The following is a 16,035-nucleotide window of genomic DNA, read 5'->3' on the forward strand; positions in this document are numbered from 1 at the left end:
GTACGATGGGCGCCATGGGTGCGGAGAGCTCACTTCCGGGCCGGGTGTGGGGCCGGGAGCGGCCCACGCCCCGGCGGCAGGCGCCGACGGTCGGGCGGATCGTCGAGGCGTCGATCACGCTGGCCGACGCCGAGGGGCTCGACGCGCTCTCCATGCGGCGCGTCGCCGCCGATCTCGGCTCGGGCACGACCTCGCTCTACCGGTACGTGACCGGGCGCGACGAACTGCTGGAGCTGATGGTCGACGCGATCGCGGGCAAGACGGAGCCCGCCCCGCTGACCGGGGACTGGCGGGCCGACCTCGCGGCGATGGCGCGCGGGCACCGGGAGACGCTCCTGCGCCATCCCTGGCTCGGCGCGGTCATGGCGACCCGGCCCGCGCTCGGCCCGAACTCCCTGCGCCACATGGATCACGCGCTCGCCGCCGCCGGACAGCTGACCTCCGACATCACGCTGGCGGCCGGCGTCGTCGCCCTCGTCGGCGACTACCTGGCGGGAGCCGTCTCCCGCGAGGTGGCCGAGCAGGAGGCGCAGCGCCGGACCGGCCTGACGGAGGAGCAGTGGCGGGCGGGGGTCGGCCCGTACATCCGCGAGGTGATCGAGAGCGGCGCCTACCCGCAGTTCGCCCGCAGGGTCGTCGAGGCCCGGGACCAGACCCACGGCGAGCGGTTCGAGTTCGGGCTGGCCTGCCTGCTGGAGGGAGTCGCCGCGACGTGTGTCAGCGGTGCTGCTGACCCCACAGGAGCAGCATGACCAGCACGAAGACGATCATCACCCCCGCGTAGGCCACCGTGCCCAGCCGGAAGAACCGGCGCACCTTGTTCAGCAGCCACGCGAACAGGAACGCCAGGAAGACCAGAAGGATGAGTCCGGGGTCCATGACGATCAGTATGCGCGTCTTTCCCCGCCCGCGCGCGGCAAGCTACCGGCCGCCGATGGGGATCTCGAACCAGACCGCCTTGCCTTCACGGGTCGGACGGGAACCCCAGCGCCGGGCGAGCTGGTCGACGAGGTAGAGGCCCCGGCCCCCCTCGTCGTTCTCCCCCGCGCTGCGGATGCGCGGCAGGCGCAGGTCCTGGTCGAAGACCTCCACCCAGACGGACTCCCCGCCCCGGCGCAGCCGGAGGGTGAACTCCTTGTCGCCGGCCATCTCCTCCTCGAAGCCCGGCACGTCCCATGACTCGTCGAAGGGCAGCGGCGGGCCGTCGAGCACCAGTTCGCGGCGCGGCACGCCGGCGCTCGCGGCGTGCAGGACCACGTTGGTCACGACCTCGGAGACCAGCAGGCAGGCCAGCTCCGCGCGCTCCTCGGGCACCTGCCACGCCTCGAACGCCTCGGACGCCATCCGCCGGGCCTCGCTCACCATGATCGGCTGTGCCGGGAAGGTCCGCTCCTGCGACTGCAGTTCGGTGCCGGCCGCGCGGACGACGAGGATGGCCATGTCGTCGTCGATCTCGCCGGGGACGGCCCCGGTGGCGAGGTCGGCGATGCGCTCGACGGACTCCGCCGAGGACTTGGCCAGTTTCTCGCGGAGCACCGTCATCGTCTCGTCGTCGTCGTACGCACCCGCGGCCGCGTCGCGCGGCGGCCTGCGGTCGACCAGGCCGTCGGTGTAGAGCAGCAGGGTCGCCCCGGCCGGCAGGATCCTGGTCTCCTCCTTGTAGACCAGGTCGGCGTGCATGCCCTTGGCACGCACCCCGAGCGGCTGGCCGACCTCGGTGATCTCCAGGTCCCTGACCTCGCCGTCCACGAGCAGCAGCGGCGGCGCGTGCCCGGCGTTGGCGAACCACAGCTGCCTCGACCAGGCGTCGTACACCATGTACTGGCAGGTGACGATCGGCGGGTTGGTGATGTCGGCGCCGAAGTCGTCGTGCTCCGGCGACGCGACCACGCGGGTCCACTCGTCCAGCCGGGCGAGGATGTCGGCGGGCGGCTTGTCGTCCTGGGCGAAGGCCCGCAGCGCGGCCCTGAGCTGACCCATGACCGCCGCGGCCTTGGCCCCCCGGCCCTCGACGTCGCCGATCACGATGCCGACCCGGCCCGCCGACAGCGGGATCACGTCGTACCAGTCGCCGCCCACCTGGGTCTGGATGCCCTGGCCGTGGGTGGCGAGCGGAGCGGCGGGGAAGTAGCGGTGGGCGATCTCCAGCCCGTCGAACGACGGCAGCACACGCGGGAGCAGGTGCTTCTGGAACGACTCGGCGGTGTGCCGCTCCTCCTCGAACAGCAGCGCGTTGTCGACGGCGAGCGCGACGCGGGTGGCGATGGCGCCGACGAAGTCGCGGTCGAAGGTGTCGTAGTGGGGCGAGTGCCGGTTCGTGAGGTTGGACAGGATCAGGTACATCAGCCCGAGCGTCTCGCCGCGCACGCACAGGGGGGCGACGATGGCGGAGGTCACCCCGATCTCACCCCACAGGCGAGCCTCGCCCTCACTCGGCGCCGGATAACTGACCTGGGAGAAGTCCTCAACCATGATCGTTTCTTGGCGGCGCAGCGCGGTGTCGGCGAAGTGCCCGAGGGGGTAGGAGATCTCCGCGCCCACCGGCGGCCAGGAGCCCGGCGGCGGCGTCCAGCCGTTCACGTGGGTCGAGACCTTGCGGACCAGGCGGTCGCCCTCGGCCAGTTCGATGAAGCAGTGGTCGGCGAACTGCGGGACGAGCGACTCCGCGACCCGGTTGAGCGTCTCCTCGACGTAGAGGGAGCCGGCCAGCCGTTCGCCGATCCGCTCCAGCAGGCCGAAGCGGTCCTTCTCGCGCTCGTTGCTGCGCATCGCCTCGCGCGCGGTGATCACGATGCCGGTGATCGAGCCGGACGGATGCCGCAGCGGCACCGCCTGGGCCCGTACGTAGATCAGCGTGCCGTCGCCGCGGACCACGTCGAAGGTGCCCTCCCACACGCCGCCGCGCAGCACCTGCTTGGCGAGGTCGGCCGCGAGCGGGTGGTCGTGCTCGGAGATGCCGAGCGTACGCAGCGACTCCCGGCCCGGATTGGCGCCCACCCGGCCGAACAACCGCTCGGCGAAGGGGTTCCAGTAGAGGACGTTGCTGAACCGGTCGGTCACGACCACGGCCATCTCCGCGTGGTCCAGGACGGAACCCGCGGTGAGGCGGTCGTCCGCGTCCTGTGACAAGTCTCCCCAGCGCCTCATGCCACGACCTTCCCTTGACGGGGCGGGTTCGCTATGCCGGGCACGGGCGCTCCTGCGAAGGCTGGGTCGCGAGAAATGAAGGGACTCCCTACGGGATTCAACCAGGCACAACTCTTTCCGTCATCGTCTGGTGACGAAAACGTGAGAGGCAACATCACGCGGAAGGTCCGCGGTCGTGCTGCCCACCTCACCATCACCTGTCACCCGTACACCGTTGTCACTCGCCGCGAGCGTGACCTCGCGTCCGGGTTGTATCCCAACTTGCTTGAGTTTAAGCATCACAGCCGGGTCGCTTTGCACTTGTTCGCTGATTCGCCGCACGACGACGGGCACGGCGGTCGGACCCGCGAGGGTCACCATGGGAGACACCATCTCATCTCCGGCCGAACCGGGCTGCGGCACCCCCAGCTCGTCGAGACCGGGGATCGGGTTGCCGTGCGGGCAGAACCGAGGGTTCTGCAGCAGGCCGACGAGCCGGGTCTCCACCGACTCCGACATCACGTGCTCCCACCGGCACGCCTCGATGTGGACCTCCTCCCAGGGCATGCCGATCACCTGGGTCAGCAGGCACTCCGCCAGCCGGTGCTTGCGCATCACCCGGATCGCGAGCGTGCGGCCCAGGTCGGTCATGCTGAGGTGTCTGTCCCCCTGCACCTTGACCAGGCCGTCGCGTTCCATCCGCGCCACCGTCTGGCTCACGGTCGGGCCGCTCTGCTGCAGGCGTTCGGCGATCCGGGCACGGAGCGGCACGATGCCTTCTTCTTCGAGTTCGAAGATCGTACGGAGATACATCTCCGTCGTGTCGATCAGGCCGTGTGCGGTCAAGGCTCCTCCACTACTACAACGATGCTACGACCTCCCCCGCGTTCGCAGCCGACCCTATTGGGGAAGCGACCCAGGATGGGAAACATCGGAGCCCAGCGATTCCTTCCTGCCGAGGTCAGCCTGCCCGCGCTTCGCGAGGCCGCGCGCCGCTGCGAAGGCTGCGATCTCTACCGCGACGCCACCCAGACGGTTTTCGGCGAAGGCGTCCCCGATGCACGGTTCATGCTGGTCGGAGAGCAGCCGGGCGACCAGGAGGACCAGGAGGGCGCGCCGTTCGTGGGGCCCGCGGGCCGCGTGCTGGACCGGGCGCTGGAGGAGGCGGGCATCGACCGCGAGGCGGTGTACGTCACCAACGCGGTGAAGCATTTCAAGTTCACGCCACGCGGCAAACGCCGGATCCACCAGAAACCGACCGTCGGCGAGATCAACGCCTGCCGGCCGTGGCTGGAGGCCGAGATGCTCCTGGTGGACCCGGAGGTGACCGTGGTGCTGGGCGCCACCGCCGCCCGGGCCCTGCTGGGCCCGGACTTCCGGGTGACCCGCCACCGGGGCGAACCGGTCCCCCGGCGGGAGGGCGCCTACTACGTCGCGACGATCCACCCCTCGGCCATCCTGCGCGCGCCCGACAGGGACGAGGCGTACGCGGGCTTCCTCGCCGACCTCACGGTCGCGGCCCGGACCGCCGCCTCCGGGGTCATGGGGCCAGGCGCTCCATGACCCAGGAGCCGTGCGCCAGCCGGTAACGGAGCCGGTCGTGCATGCGGTCCGTCTGGCCCTGCCAGAACTCGACCTCCGCGGGCGCCACCCGGAAGCCGCCCCAGAAGTCCGGCATCGGCGGGTCCTCCGGCCAGCGCTCGGCCAGTTCCCGGTAGCGGGCGTCGAGCCGCTCACGCGACTCCACCACGGCGGACTGGCGGGAGGCCCACGCGCCGATCCGCGAGCCGTACGGCCGGGAGTGGAAGTAGGCCGCGCTGTCCTCGCGGGAGATCCGGGTGACCGAGCCCTCCACGCGGACCTGCCGCCGGATGGGATGCCACGGGAACAACAGACAGGCCCGCGGGTTCTCGGCGAGGTCGCGGCCCTTGCGAGACTCGTAGTTGGTGAAGAAGACGAACCCGCGTTCGTCGAACCCCTTGAGGAGGACGGTGCGGGCGGAGGGGCGGCCACCGGCGGAGCTGGTGGCGACGACCACGGCGTTCGGTTCGGGCAGGCCCGCGGCGACGGCGTCGGCGAACCAGAGCGCGAACTGCGTCACCGGGTCGTCGGCCATGCCGGATTCGAGCAGGGGCTCACCCTCGTAGCTGTGCCGGAGCCCGGGCAGGTGCGAAGCGCTGTCCACGGAAAGGTATTGTCGCGCGCCCGGCGCACTTCTCACCCGGTGGCCCCCAACAGGGGGAACGGCGTGGGGGAGGGGCGGCGACACGACAGTGTCACACTGCGGGTTAAATTGACCCGCCGGTATCTCGACATCAAGGCTCTGGACTTCACAAGAGAGGGAGGCGGCCGAGAATGTCCGACTTCAAACCCGGGCTCGAAGGCGTGGTGGCGTTCGAGACCGAGATCGCGGAACCGGACAAAGAAGGGGGCGCCCTGCGATACCGGGGCGTCGACATCGAAGAACTCGTGGGCAACGTCTCCTTCGGGAACGTCTGGGGCCTGCTCGTCGACGACAGGTTCCAGCCGGGGCTGCCCCCGGCGGAGCCGTACCCCGTTCCCGTCCATTCCGGCGACATCCGAGTAGACGTACAGAGCGCGCTGGCCATGCTGGCGCCCGCGTACGGCTTCCGCCCGCTGCTCGACATCGACGACGACCAGGCCCGCGACGATCTCGCACGCGCCTCGGTCACGGCCCTGTCGTTCGTCGCGCAGTCGGCCCGCGGCCTGGGCCTGCCGATGGTCCCGCAGAAGCGCGTGGACGAGGCCGAGAGCATCGTTGAACGTTTCATGGTCCGCTGGCGCGGTGAGCCCGATCCCAAGCACGTGAAGGCCATCGACGCGTACTGGACGTCCGCCGCGGAGCACGGCATGAACGCCTCGACGTTCACCGCCCGCGTGATCGCCTCCACCGGCGCCGACGTCGCCGCCGCCCTGTCGGGCGCGGTCGGCGCGATGTCCGGCCCGCTGCACGGCGGCGCGCCGGCGCGGGTGCTGCACATGATCGAGGGCGTCGAGCAGATGGGCGACGCCCGCAAGTACGTCCAGAGCGAGCTGGACAAGGGCAACCGCCTGATGGGCTTCGGCCACCGGGTCTACCGCGCCGAGGACCCGCGGGCCCGCGTGCTCCGCCGTACGGCGAAGGAACTGGGCGCGCCGCGCTACGAGGTCGCCGCCGCGCTGGAGACCGCCGCGCTGGAGGAGCTGCACGCCCGCAAGCCCGACCGGGTGCTCGCCACGAACGTGGAGTACTGGGCCGCGGTCGTCCTCGACTTCGCCGAGGTGCCGTCGCACATGTTCACCTCGATGTTCACCTGCGCCCGCACCGCCGGTTGGGCCGCCCACGTCCTGGAGCAGAAGCGCACGGGCAGGCTGGTCCGCCCCAGCGCGAACTACGTGGGCCCGAAGCAGCGCTCGATCAACGACGTGCCCGGCGCCGGCGAGGTCGTCGGCAGGGTCTGAGCCCGTCCGAGGGACCGCCGAGGGCCCGCGGCTTTCCGAGAGAGCCGCGGACCCCCGGCCGTCCCCCGCGCCCGCTTCGCTCAACGTACGTGGGCTCTCAGCGCCGGGATCCGGCGTCCTCGCCGTACACGTCGGCGAGGTGGTCGCAGACGCCGCCGGGCGGCGCGGGCTCCCGCAGGCTGAGACGCCCGCAGCGGACCGCCACGCTCACGCCGCCGCCGGCCTTCACCCGCATGATGGCGATGGTCTTGTCGACGGGGTCGTGTGCCTCCCGGCCGCCGAAGTCGATCACTCCGCTCGAGCCGTTCCGGGCGAGCCGCCCGGAGACGAGCGCGAGCCGGTAGAGGAGGTCTCCCCTGCTGGGCAGCCTCCTGCCCTGGTAGGCCCGGTTGGCCGAGTCGTAGAACAGTTCGACCGCGTCGTAGCTCAGGATGAGGTTGTCCTCCGAATCGGTCGAGTCCCGGCCGAAGAGCGACTGGATGTATCCGGTGGGCTGCGTGCCGTGGTCGCGCGCCGGATCCCGCCACAGCTCCCGGCTCGCGAGCGCGGCGTAGTACACCTGCACGCGCCTGTAGTCGCCGATCTCCTTGCCGTGGTCGGTCACCACCTTGATCACGTCGTCCCCCGCGATCACCTTGACCTGGCCGTCGCTGCACTTCTCGACGGCGTCGACGAAGCCGAGGAACTCGGTGGCCCGGCCCGCGTAGAGGATCACGTCGGGATCGCGCCCGCAGGCGACCGACGTCGCCTCGGCGATCCCGCCGCCGTCCACGGTGTAGTAGACCTCGTCGCGCTCGGAGATCTTGATTCCCTGGTCGCCGGCCGCCTCCTTGTAGTCGCGGGCGAGGTTGTTGGTGTAGCTGTCTCCCGGCGACCGGTCCTGGACGATCACCGCGGTGGGCGACGCCTTCCCGGGCAGCAGCGTCCGGCGGACGAACCGGGCGACGAGCTCCGCCTCGCGCCAGTTCGTCGGGCCCATGCGGAAGTAGTAGGGGGACGGCCGCCTGGGCGCCGCATCGGACGCGCCGGCGACATCGGCGGTGTCGGGCACGTACCCGAGGTCGTCCGCGGTCGCGGTGGTGGAGAGCATCGGGATCTTGGCCTGGTGCAGCACGCTGATCGCCTCTTCGACGCCCCTGACGCTGCGCGGGAAGCCGATGACGCCGAGCGTGTGCGGGTCCTCGGCCGCCAGCCTGCTGACCAGCCGGGCGGCCCGGCGGCCCTGGCGGAAGTCCGTCCCGGCGTTGGCGATCAGGACCCGGAGGCGCGGAACGTTCCGGACCGCGCTCTGGTAGTGCTCCACGGCTTTCAGCTCGGCCAGCGCCCCGGCCACCCGGCTGTCGTCCTCCGGCGCGTTCTCGCCGGGCTCGGCGGGCTCGCCGTCCGGCCGCGGGCTCCTGATCGAGTACTCCCCGAACAGGACCACGTTCACGTACGCGCCGACGTTCCGGGCGGCGGCGTTGTTGTCGTCGATCTTCTTCACGACGGCGCCGATGTTCCTGCCGAACAGGTTGTCGGGGGCCGGGCCGTCCGCGTTGACGACGCCCACGCACTCGTCACCGACGAGCTCCGCCCAGGACAGGCCCCCGCAGCGGGCCTTCTGGTCCTGGTAGATGCGCCAGGCCAGGGTGACCGGGCCGACGACGAGCAGCGCGATCACGCACCAGTATCCGAGCGCCCGCATCCGGCTGGGCAGCAGCCGCGGCCGGTAGTCGTCGTCGAGGGCGGGGCCGGACGTGGCGGCCAGCAGGCGCAGCGGCGGCACCCGCCGCCGCACCCGGGCCCGCCAGGCGTCGGCCAGCGCCGGCAGCTCCGTCAGGCGGCCCTTTGTGACCGCCCTCGCCTCCGCGGCCTTCGGCTCCGGCACCGCGGCCAGCACCAGCATCGGCGGCAGGAGGCCGGTCTCCTCGGTGGTCTCCTCCAGGAGGCGCAGGAACCGCTCGTTGGCGCAGCCCGGCAGCGTGGCGTCCAGGACCAGCAGGCCGTAGAGGCCGCGGCCCCAGCTCGGCCAGGGAATGATCCACTTCTGGTACGCCTGGCGGAGGTCCTGGCACATCGCGTGCACCAGCAGCCGCTCGGCGTCCTCGTCGCTCGCGCTCGCCACCCGCAGGGCGTACTGGGCCAGCCGCTCGTACGGCTTCCTGGTCAGGTACGGCTGGCGCCGGAACCAGCCGTTGAAGAACGATCCCCGGACCGACAGCAGCCCCTGGACGACCGTGCCGGCCGCGAAGACGAGCAGGCCGAGCGCCCACGGGAGCACGCCGACCAGGTCCGGCGCGCTGTCGAGCCACCAGGGGGCGTGGTCGCCGGACACCCGGGTGCTCAGCAGCACCGCGGCCAGGGTGCCGACCGGCAGCCAGGTCGTCGCCGCGCGCCCGAAGAAGTCGGCCGCCGTCCTGCGGCCCTGGTGCCCGCCGTGCCTGCCGCCCCGCCAGAGCTTGAGCCGTTCCTTGAACTCCTCCAGGCTCCCGCGCGACTGCGGGTCGGGCCAGCGCGGGGGCGGCGGCCCGCCGTGGTCCGGCTCCGGCGGCAGGTCGCGCTGCCTGCGCGCCCACAGCACGAACTGCACCAGCGAGAAGCGCGGCGGCGGCAGGAACGAGCCGCCCACCGGCCTGCCGAGCTGCCCCTGCTCCCCCGCCAGGGCGTCCACGAGGTCGTGCAGAGTGCCGTACCGGCCGGCGGCCACCGTCGCGTGCGGGAGGCAGTCCTCGAACGGCGCGGCGAGGCGGCGCGCGGCCTCGAACGCGTCGCCGTCCCGCTCGACGACGAACACCAGGGGCAGCGGCTGGTCCGGCAGCCAGAAGAACGGCCTGCGGACGAGTTTCTCGATGACGCCGTGCACGTCGGCCACGTGGATGTCTCCCGGGAGGCGGAGTCCGTTTTCGGGGTGGTGCGCGCGCTTGAAACTCGACCATGGTGTCTCATAATCCGGACCATGGTCTAGAGCATTCGCAGGTCTCACTACGCTTGAACCGTGGCTGACATCGTGATTCCCGCTGACATCAAGCCCGCCGACGGCCGTTTCGGCTGCGGGCCCTCGAAGGTACGCCCCGAGCAGCTCGCCGCCCTCGCCGGCGAGGGCGCGAAGGTGATGGGCACGTCCCACCGGCAGAAGCCCGTCAAGAACCTCGTCGCCCGCGTCCGCGCCGGGCTCACCGACCTGTTCTCCCTCCCCGAGGGGTACGAGGTCGTGCTCGGCAACGGCGGCACCACGGCGTTCTGGGACATCGCCTCCTTCGGGCTGATCCGGGAGAAGTCGCAGCACCTCAACTTCGGGGAGTTCTCCTCGAAGTTCGCGACGGTCGCGAAGAAGGCCCCCTGGCTCGCCGACCCCTCGGTGATCAAGTCGGAGCCGGGCACCCACCCGCTGCCGGTCACGGAGGAGGGCGTGGACGTCTACGCGCTCACCCACAACGAGACCTCCACCGGCGTCGCCATGCCGATCAAGCGCGTGGGCGGCGACGACTCTCTCGTTCTCGTCGACGCCACCAGCGGCGCGGGCGGCCTGCCGGTCTCCGCCGAGGACTTCGACGTCTACTACTTCGCGCCGCAGAAGAGCTTCGCCTCCGACGGCGGCCTGTGGATCGCGCTGTTCTCGCCGAAGGCGCTGGCCCGGGTGACGGAGATCGCCGAGAGCGGCCGGTTCGTTCCCGAGTTCTTCAGCCTGCCGACCGCAATCGACAACTCGGTCAAGGACCAGACCTACAACACGCCGGCGGTCGCCACGCTGTTCCTGCTGGCCGACCAGCTCGACTGGATGAACGGGCAGGGTGGCCTCGGGTGGACGACCGCCCGCTCGGCCGACTCCGCCTCGCGCCTGTACACCTGGGCCGACAAGACGTCGTACACCTCGCCGTTCGTGGCCGACCCGGCGCAGCGCTCCAACGTCGTCGGCACCATCGACTTCGACGACTCCGTGGACGCGGCGGCGGTGGCGAAGGTGCTGCGGGCCAACGGCATCGTGGACACCGAGCCGTACCGCAAGCTCGGCCGCAACCAGCTGCGGATCGCGATGTTCCCCGCCGTCGACCCGGCCGACGTCGAGGCGCTGACCGTCTGCGTCGACTACGTGGTCGAGCGCCTCTGACGCTTCTTCACGGTGGCCGCCTCTCCGGCGGCCGCCGTCCAAGCCGACGGCCTCAGGCCGTCGGCTTTTTCTTTTTCCTCCGGACGTGTAACGGTGCGGGGTGCTCCGTCCAAGCAGGGGTGTGCTGAACCACACGACCGAGGGGAGCGCCGGTGCGCCGTGAACAGACCGGTCCGCCGGACTTCGCCCGAGATCCCGACGCGTTCGAGACCTTCTACCGGCGGCATGTCGACGCCGTGACGCGGTTCCTGGCCAGGCGGGCGGCCGATCCGCACCTGGTGGCCGACCTCACCGCCGAGGTGTTCCTCGCCGTGCTCGACTCGGCGCACACCTACCGGCCGGACCGGGGCAGTGAGATCGCCTGGCTGTACGGCGTGGCACGCAACACCGTGCTCGCGCAGCGCCGCCGTACGGCGAGGGAGTTGCGGGCCACCGGCCGGATCGCCGGCCGCCGCCTGCTCGACGCCGACGACATCGCCCGCCTGGAGGAACGCGTCGACGCCGAGTCGCCGGCCCGGCTGGCGCTGGAGGCGATGGCCGATCTGCCGGACGGCGACCGCGCGCTGCTCGAACTCGTGGCGGTGGACGGGCTCAGCCCCTCCGAGGCCGCCGCCGCGCTCGGCATCGGGCAGGGCGCCGCCCGGGTCAGGCTGCACCGCGCCCGGCGGCGGATCCAGCGCGTCCCCGGAGTCATGGAGCTGATCGGAGGAACGAAGTGAACGACACGTTCGAGGACAGGCTGCTCGCGGAGCTCAAGGCGGAGATCGTGGCACGCGAGGCCCGGACGCGCGCGCCGGGCTCGCGCCGGATCATCCGGCCCCGCTTCCTGGCCGGGGCCGGGGCCGGGATCGCCGTCGCCGCCGCCACGGCCGTCGCGGTGCCGCTCGTGGCCGGACAGCAGACCCCGGCGTACGCGTTGACCAGGCACCCCGACGGCTCCATCAGCCTTCAGATCAACGAGTTCAGGGACCCTGACCAGGTCGAGCTGGACCTTGCGAAGATGGGTGTGCGGGCCGACGTCACCTATCTGCCGCTCGGAAAGAGATGCGCCGACGGACGCGCTCCTTTCGTCGCGGGCGACCACACGTCCACCTCGAAGGAGGACCTGGCGAGCAAGGATCCGGCCGTGCAGGCGCGGATCCGGAAGGAGGCGCAGAAGCTGGCCTCGGCCCGGGCCATCCGGTCCGAGCACGGCATCACGATCCGTCCCCGGTTCATCGGGCCGGGGCAGATCGTCCTGATCGAGATCAACGAGAACCCGGTGCCGCCGGACACCGCCCACCCCGGAGTGGCCTGGCAGTTCAGCGGGCGCCTGACGGACGGCCCGGTGAAGCCCTGCCGGGTGGTCGACGATCCCGGAGCGTTCGACATGGGGACCGCCGGCCCGCCGCCCGGGTCGTGAGTCCGTGCGTCAGTAGGCCCGGCGGCGGCGGAGCAGCCAGGCGGCGATCACGCCGCCGATGAGGCCGAACAGGTGGCCCTGCCAGGAGACGCCCGGCTGGGTGGGCAGGGCCCCCCAGAGGATCGAGTAGTACGCCACGGCGACCACGACGCCGAGCACGATGTCGAGGGCCCGGCGGTCGAACAGGCCCCGGGCCACGACGTAGCCGAAGTAGCCGAAGACGAGGCCGCTCGCGCCGATCGTGAGCGTGTCGGGCGGGCTGGTGAGCCACACGCCCATGCCGCTGACCAGGATGACAATCAGGCTCGCGGCGAGGAAGCGGCCGATGCCCCGGATGGCGGCCACGAACCCCAGGATCAGCAGCGGCACCGAGTTGGCCATCAGGTGGGCGAAGCCCGCGTGCAGGAACGGGGCGAACAGGATCCCGGGCAGGCCGTCCGGCTCGTGCGCGACGATGCCGTACCGGTCGAGTCTGTTGTTCTCGACGTAGTCGAGGATCTCGATCGCCCACATCGCCGACACGAGCACGATCATCAGGATCGCGCTGCCGAGGGCGCCGGTGAGCAGCTCGGACGTGCGCTCCCGCATCGACCGGCCGGACGGGGGCAGCCCGGGCCCGGATACACTCATGGATTCACCGTACGCAGTCACGCCCATGGACGAGCGGACTGCCCCGGTCTGCGAGGATCATGCCATCGAGGCCGCTCGGACCTGGACCGCCCCGGGATCATCGAGGAGACCACCGCGCGGGTCACCCCGGCCGGCAAGGACACCGGCATCGCGCGCAGCCGTCCTCCGGGTTGGTCAGAGCGTCTTGGACGGCGTCGGCGTCGCGGGCCGCGTGGCAGACGGCGTGACGGACGGCGTCGGCGTCGGCGTCGCAGGTCGCGTGGCGGACGGCGTGGCGGACGGCGAGGTGGTGACGACCTCGGGCACGCTGGTCGCCATCAGCCTGCTCTCGGAGGTGACCGTGATGGTCTCCGTCGAGGAGAGCTGGCACGTGAGGATCACTGGGCCGGGCGTGTCCAGCTTGGCGGTGACGAAGAAGGCGAGCAGGATGCCCCCGTCCAACTTACTGGAGCCGGACTGCCGCGGCGTGGCGGAGGTGACACCCGTGGGCGTGCTGACGTCGCACGTAAGGATCTGGGACCCGTGCGACACCGCGACTATCTTGGTACTGATGCTGGTCTGGATGATGTATTCCCCCGCAGGAACCTCGGGGATCCGTGCCACCTCGACCTGCTTCCCATCCATGTAGCTCACGCTCTTCTGGGTGTTGTAGGTCTTTCCGTACGCGGCACCGGGGTCGCCCTTGTCCCCCTTGGGGCCCTGGGGTCCGGCCGGGCCCTGGGACCCTTGCGGACCGGTCTCTCCCTTGAGCCCCTGAAGTCCGGTCGGCCCGGTTTGGCCCTGAGGTCCGGCCGGTCCGACGGGGCCCTGGGGTCCGGCGATGTTCCAGGAAACGGTCCGGTACTCGGCGGGACACGTGCCGACGGAGCCCGGCGCGGCGACCTGCGCGCCCGCGGTACGGCCCCGGACCGACTCCTCCGGCGCCTGAGGCATCCGCATGACGCCGTCGGGGCCCACGCAGGCCACGATCGGCTCGGCCGTCGCCGCCGTCGTGGCCACGGCGACTCCCCCGCCGCCCACGAGCAGCCCCGCGACAGCCCCGGCCGCCAGCCAGGCGCTACGACCAGCTCTCACGTGCGATCACCCTTTCCTCGTTCCTCAATTTGATCAACACGAGGAAGCTAGACGGGCGTGCCGGAGCGACGCGTCATCCCAGCGGGCGATGCCCGGTCCGCCGCCCGGGCTAGCGCGCGGCCACGATGTCCCGGACCCGCCCGGGACACGCCTGGGACACTGGTCCCGGAAACCGTCCCGAGTCCGGACGAGCCCGTCCTCGGCCCGGACACGGCTCGGGGCGCCTCCCCGTGGAAGCGCCCCGGCGGCCTTGCCGACCTCAGAAGCTGAGAGTCACTCGCCCTTCCAGACGGGAGGGCGCTTCTCCGCGAAGGCCGCGGCTCCCTCCATCGCGTCGGCGGAGGTGAAGACCGGGCCGATGATCTCGCCCTGCCTGCGGAACATCTCCTCCCGGGACCAGTCGGCCGACTCGACGACGACCCGCTTGGTCGCGGCGAGGGCCAGCGGCGCGTTCGCGGCGATCGTGCGGGCCAGTTCGAGCGCGCCGTGCAGGGCCTCGCCCGGGTACGTGACCCGGTTGACCAGCCCCAGCTCGTACAGCCGGGCGGCCGGGTAGTGCTCGCCGGTCAGCGCGATCTCCATCGCGACGTGGTACGGAATCCTGCGCGGCAGCCGCATGATCCCGCCCGCGGCGGCCACGAGCCCCCGCTTGGGCTCCGGCAGGCCGAACTTGGCGTCCTCGGACGCGACGACGAGGTCGCAGGCGAGCGCCAGCTCGAACCCGCCGGCCAGCGCGTATCCCTCGACGGCCGCGATGATCGGCTTCTTCGGCGGCGCCTCGGTGATGCCGCCGAAGCCCCGGCCCTCGACCGTGGGCATGTCGCCGGTGAGGAAACCCTTCAGGTCCATGCCCGCCGAGAACGTGCCGCCCGCCCCGGTCAGGACGATCACCGACACCTCGGGACTGTCGTCGAACTCGTCGAGGGCGGCCGCGATGCCGCGCGCCACCGCGCCGTTGACGGCGTTCCTGGCCCTCGGCCGGTTGATGGTGACGACGGCGACCCCGCCGTCGACGATCTCGGCGAGCACCTCGTCCGGCGGGCCGGCCGCCCCTGAGTCAACCTCGGACAACCTGACCTCACTTGGGCTGGAAGCGGATGCCGCCGTCGAAGCGGATGACCTCGCCGTTCATGTAGTCGTTCTCGATCAGCGTGCGGACCAGGTGGGCGAACTCGGACGCCTTGCCCAGCCGCTTCGGGAACGCCACCGGCCCGATCAGCTTGGCCTTGAACGCCTCGGCGTCCTGGTCGCCGATCTTGCCGTAGATGGGGGTGTCGATGATGCCCGGCGCGATCGTCAGCACGCGGACGCCGACCACGGCGAGGTCGCGGGCGGCGGGCAGGGTCATGCCGATGATCCCGCCCTTGGACGCGGAGTAGGCCACCTGGCCCGTCTGGCCCTCGATGCCGGCCACCGACGCGGTGTTGATCACGACCCCGCGGGCGCCGTCCTCGTCCACCGGCTCGGTCCTGGCCATGGCCGCCGCGCCGACGCGCATGAGGTTGAACGTGCCGATCAGGTTGACGTCGATCACCTTGCGGTAGGACGCCAGGTCGTGCGGAGAGCCGTCCCGCCCGACGGTGCGCTGGGCCCAGCCGATGCCCGCACTGCTGACCACGGCGCGCAGCGGCTTTCCGGTGGCGACCGCCGTCTCCACCGCGGCCTGCACCGACGCCTCGTCGGACACGTCGGTGTGGGCGAACACGCCGCCGATCTCGTCGGCCAGCGCCTTGCCGCGCTCCGCGTTCAGGTCGGCCACGACCACGGTCGCGCCGACACGGGCCAGCTCGCGGGCCGTCGCCTCGCCGAGGCCGCTGGCGCCGCCCGAGATGATTGCTGCTGCTCCGTTCAGATCCATAGCCGGACCCTAACGCGACAACCGAATGAAGTTCTACTCGGGGTGACGCAAAATCGCGGTATCGACGTCCGGATAGACCTTGATCCGCCGGTCCAGCCCGGTCGTGCGCAGGATGCGGGCGACCGGCGGCTGCGGCGAGGCGAGGCTGACCCCGCCGCCCTCGCTCGTGGCGAGGCGCCAGGCCTCGATCAGCACGCTCAGGCCGCTGGAGTCCATGAACGACAGCTCGCCGAGGTCGAGCACGAGAGTCGGGCTGTCATTGGTTATGGCATCGCGCACCTCGTCGCGCAGGAACGGCGCCGTGAACAGGTCGAGTTCACCCTCGACGGCCACCACGACGGCGTTGGGGCGCGATTGGCGCGCGAGCCGCAGCTTCATCGTGAGACCTCCTCCGCT

At 71.4% G+C, this 16,035-nt stretch carries 16 protein-coding genes; 6 read left to right on the top strand and 10 right to left on the bottom strand.

Annotation, left to right across the window (positions count from 1 at the left end; genetic code table 11):
• Positions 1-14: 14 nt before the first annotated feature.
• A complete protein-coding gene (locus Mam01_RS05210; protein WP_204284301.1) occupies positions 15-752 on the top strand; it encodes a TetR/AcrR family transcriptional regulator C-terminal domain-containing protein in 738 nt (245 codons plus the stop codon).
• Here Mam01_RS05210 and Mam01_RS05215 read toward each other — a convergent pair.
• The 3 genes from Mam01_RS05215 to Mam01_RS05225 all read right to left on the bottom strand — a co-directional run bounded on the left by Mam01_RS05215 (position 718) and on the right by Mam01_RS05225 (position 3,972).
• Positions 718-879 carry a hypothetical protein gene (locus Mam01_RS05215; protein WP_165900601.1) on the bottom strand — a complete coding sequence of 54 codons (162 nt, stop codon included), beginning with the start codon at positions 877-879 and terminating at the stop codon, positions 718-720. The two genes, Mam01_RS05210 and Mam01_RS05215, sit on opposite strands and share 35 nt — an antisense overlap.
• A 42-nt stretch (positions 880-921) precedes the next feature.
• A complete protein-coding gene (locus Mam01_RS05220; RefSeq protein WP_204284302.1) occupies positions 922-3,147 on the bottom strand; it encodes an ATP-binding SpoIIE family protein phosphatase in 2,226 nt (741 codons plus the stop codon).
• Between the two features lie 120 nt (positions 3,148-3,267).
• Complete coding sequence (locus Mam01_RS05225; protein ID WP_150930914.1) at positions 3,268-3,972, bottom strand: iron-dependent transcriptional repressor DtxR; 705 nt, start codon at positions 3,970-3,972, stop codon at positions 3,268-3,270.
• Positions 3,973-4,047: 75 nt separating this feature from the next.
• On the opposite strand from Mam01_RS05225, the gene Mam01_RS05230 reads away from it, so the two are divergent.
• Positions 4,048-4,689: a UdgX family uracil-DNA binding protein gene (locus Mam01_RS05230; protein ID WP_204284303.1), complete on the top strand. Its 642-nt coding sequence runs from the start codon at positions 4,048-4,050 to the stop codon at positions 4,687-4,689.
• Here Mam01_RS05230 and pdxH read toward each other — a convergent pair.
• A complete protein-coding gene (pdxH, locus tag Mam01_RS05235) occupies positions 4,667-5,311 on the bottom strand; it encodes a pyridoxamine 5'-phosphate oxidase (RefSeq protein ID WP_204284304.1) in 645 nt (214 codons plus the stop codon). The genes Mam01_RS05230 and pdxH overlap by 23 nt on opposite strands.
• A 170-nt stretch (positions 5,312-5,481) precedes the next feature.
• Here pdxH and Mam01_RS05240 point away from each other — a divergent pair, with 170 nt between their 5' ends.
• Positions 5,482-6,588, top strand: coding sequence for a citrate synthase 2 (locus tag Mam01_RS05240; RefSeq protein WP_150930920.1), 1,107 nt, complete (start codon positions 5,482-5,484; stop codon positions 6,586-6,588).
• Positions 6,589-6,685: 97 nt separating this feature from the next.
• Here the strand turns inward: Mam01_RS05240 and Mam01_RS05245 are convergent, their stop codons facing one another.
• Positions 6,686-9,439 carry an ABC transporter substrate-binding protein gene (locus Mam01_RS05245; RefSeq protein ID WP_204284305.1) on the bottom strand — a complete coding sequence of 918 codons (2,754 nt, stop codon included), beginning with the start codon at positions 9,437-9,439 and terminating at the stop codon, positions 6,686-6,688.
• A 123-nt stretch (positions 9,440-9,562) separates the two neighbouring features.
• On the opposite strand from Mam01_RS05245, the gene serC reads away from it, so the two are divergent.
• The 3 genes from serC (at position 9,563) to Mam01_RS05260 (ending at position 12,077) form a co-directional block, all read left to right on the top strand.
• Entirely contained in the window at positions 9,563-10,675 is a 1,113-nt protein-coding gene (gene serC / locus Mam01_RS05250) for a phosphoserine transaminase (RefSeq protein WP_150930924.1), read from the top strand.
• A gap of 152 nt (positions 10,676-10,827) precedes the next feature.
• The gene (locus Mam01_RS05255) at positions 10,828-11,394 is read left to right on the top strand and encodes an RNA polymerase sigma factor (RefSeq protein WP_204284306.1); all 567 of its coding nucleotides are present in this window, start codon (positions 10,828-10,830) and stop codon (positions 11,392-11,394) included.
• A complete protein-coding gene (locus Mam01_RS05260) occupies positions 11,391-12,077 on the top strand; it encodes a hypothetical protein (RefSeq protein WP_204284307.1) in 687 nt (228 codons plus the stop codon). The genes Mam01_RS05255 and Mam01_RS05260 overlap by 4 nt, the downstream gene beginning before the upstream one ends.
• 9 nt (positions 12,078-12,086) lie before the next feature.
• On the opposite strand, the gene Mam01_RS05265 is transcribed toward Mam01_RS05260, so the two are convergent.
• The 5 genes from Mam01_RS05265 to Mam01_RS05285 form a co-directional block, all read right to left on the bottom strand.
• Entirely contained in the window at positions 12,087-12,707 is a 621-nt protein-coding gene (locus Mam01_RS05265; RefSeq protein WP_239101047.1) for a rhomboid family intramembrane serine protease, read from the bottom strand.
• Positions 12,708-12,881: 174 nt separating this feature from the next.
• Positions 12,882-13,781: a hypothetical protein gene (locus tag Mam01_RS37215; protein ID WP_275408899.1), complete on the bottom strand. Its 900-nt coding sequence runs from the start codon at positions 13,779-13,781 to the stop codon at positions 12,882-12,884.
• 273 nt (positions 13,782-14,054) lie between these two features.
• Entirely contained in the window at positions 14,055-14,852 is a 798-nt protein-coding gene (locus Mam01_RS05275) for a crotonase/enoyl-CoA hydratase family protein (RefSeq protein ID WP_204284308.1), read from the bottom strand.
• A gap of 7 nt (positions 14,853-14,859) precedes the next feature.
• The gene (locus Mam01_RS05280) at positions 14,860-15,639 is read right to left on the bottom strand and encodes an SDR family NAD(P)-dependent oxidoreductase (RefSeq protein WP_150930932.1); all 780 of its coding nucleotides are present in this window, start codon (positions 15,637-15,639) and stop codon (positions 14,860-14,862) included.
• Between the two features lie 33 nt (positions 15,640-15,672).
• Positions 15,673-16,017: an STAS domain-containing protein gene (locus Mam01_RS05285; RefSeq protein WP_204284309.1), complete on the bottom strand. Its 345-nt coding sequence runs from the start codon at positions 16,015-16,017 to the stop codon at positions 15,673-15,675.
• Between the last annotated feature and the right edge of the window lie 18 nt (positions 16,018-16,035).

Origin of the sequence: Microbispora amethystogenes (assembly GCF_016863015.1) — a bacterium.
GTDB classification, from domain to species: domain Bacteria; phylum Actinomycetota; class Actinomycetes; order Streptosporangiales; family Streptosporangiaceae; genus Microbispora; species Microbispora amethystogenes.

Coding starts and splice junctions, on each gene's coding strand:
- Mam01_RS05210 (WP_204284301.1), top strand. CDS start 15: ATGGGTGCGGAGAGCTCACTTCCGGGCCGGGTGTGGGGCCGGGAGCGG.
- Mam01_RS05215 (WP_165900601.1), bottom strand. CDS start 879: ATGGACCCCGGACTCATCCTTCTGGTCTTCCTGGCGTTCCTGTTCGCG.
- Mam01_RS05220 (WP_204284302.1), bottom strand. CDS start 3,147: ATGAGGCGCTGGGGAGACTTGTCACAGGACGCGGACGACCGCCTCACC.
- Mam01_RS05230 (WP_204284303.1), top strand. CDS start 4,048: ATGGGAAACATCGGAGCCCAGCGATTCCTTCCTGCCGAGGTCAGCCTG.
- Mam01_RS05240 (WP_150930920.1), top strand. CDS start 5,482: ATGTCCGACTTCAAACCCGGGCTCGAAGGCGTGGTGGCGTTCGAGACC.
- Mam01_RS05265 (WP_239101047.1), bottom strand. CDS start 12,707: ATGAGTGTATCCGGGCCCGGGCTGCCCCCGTCCGGCCGGTCGATGCGG.
- Mam01_RS05280 (WP_150930932.1), bottom strand. CDS start 15,639: ATGGATCTGAACGGAGCAGCAGCAATCATCTCGGGCGGCGCCAGCGGC.
- Mam01_RS05285 (WP_204284309.1), bottom strand. CDS start 16,017: ATGAAGCTGCGGCTCGCGCGCCAATCGCGCCCCAACGCCGTCGTGGTG.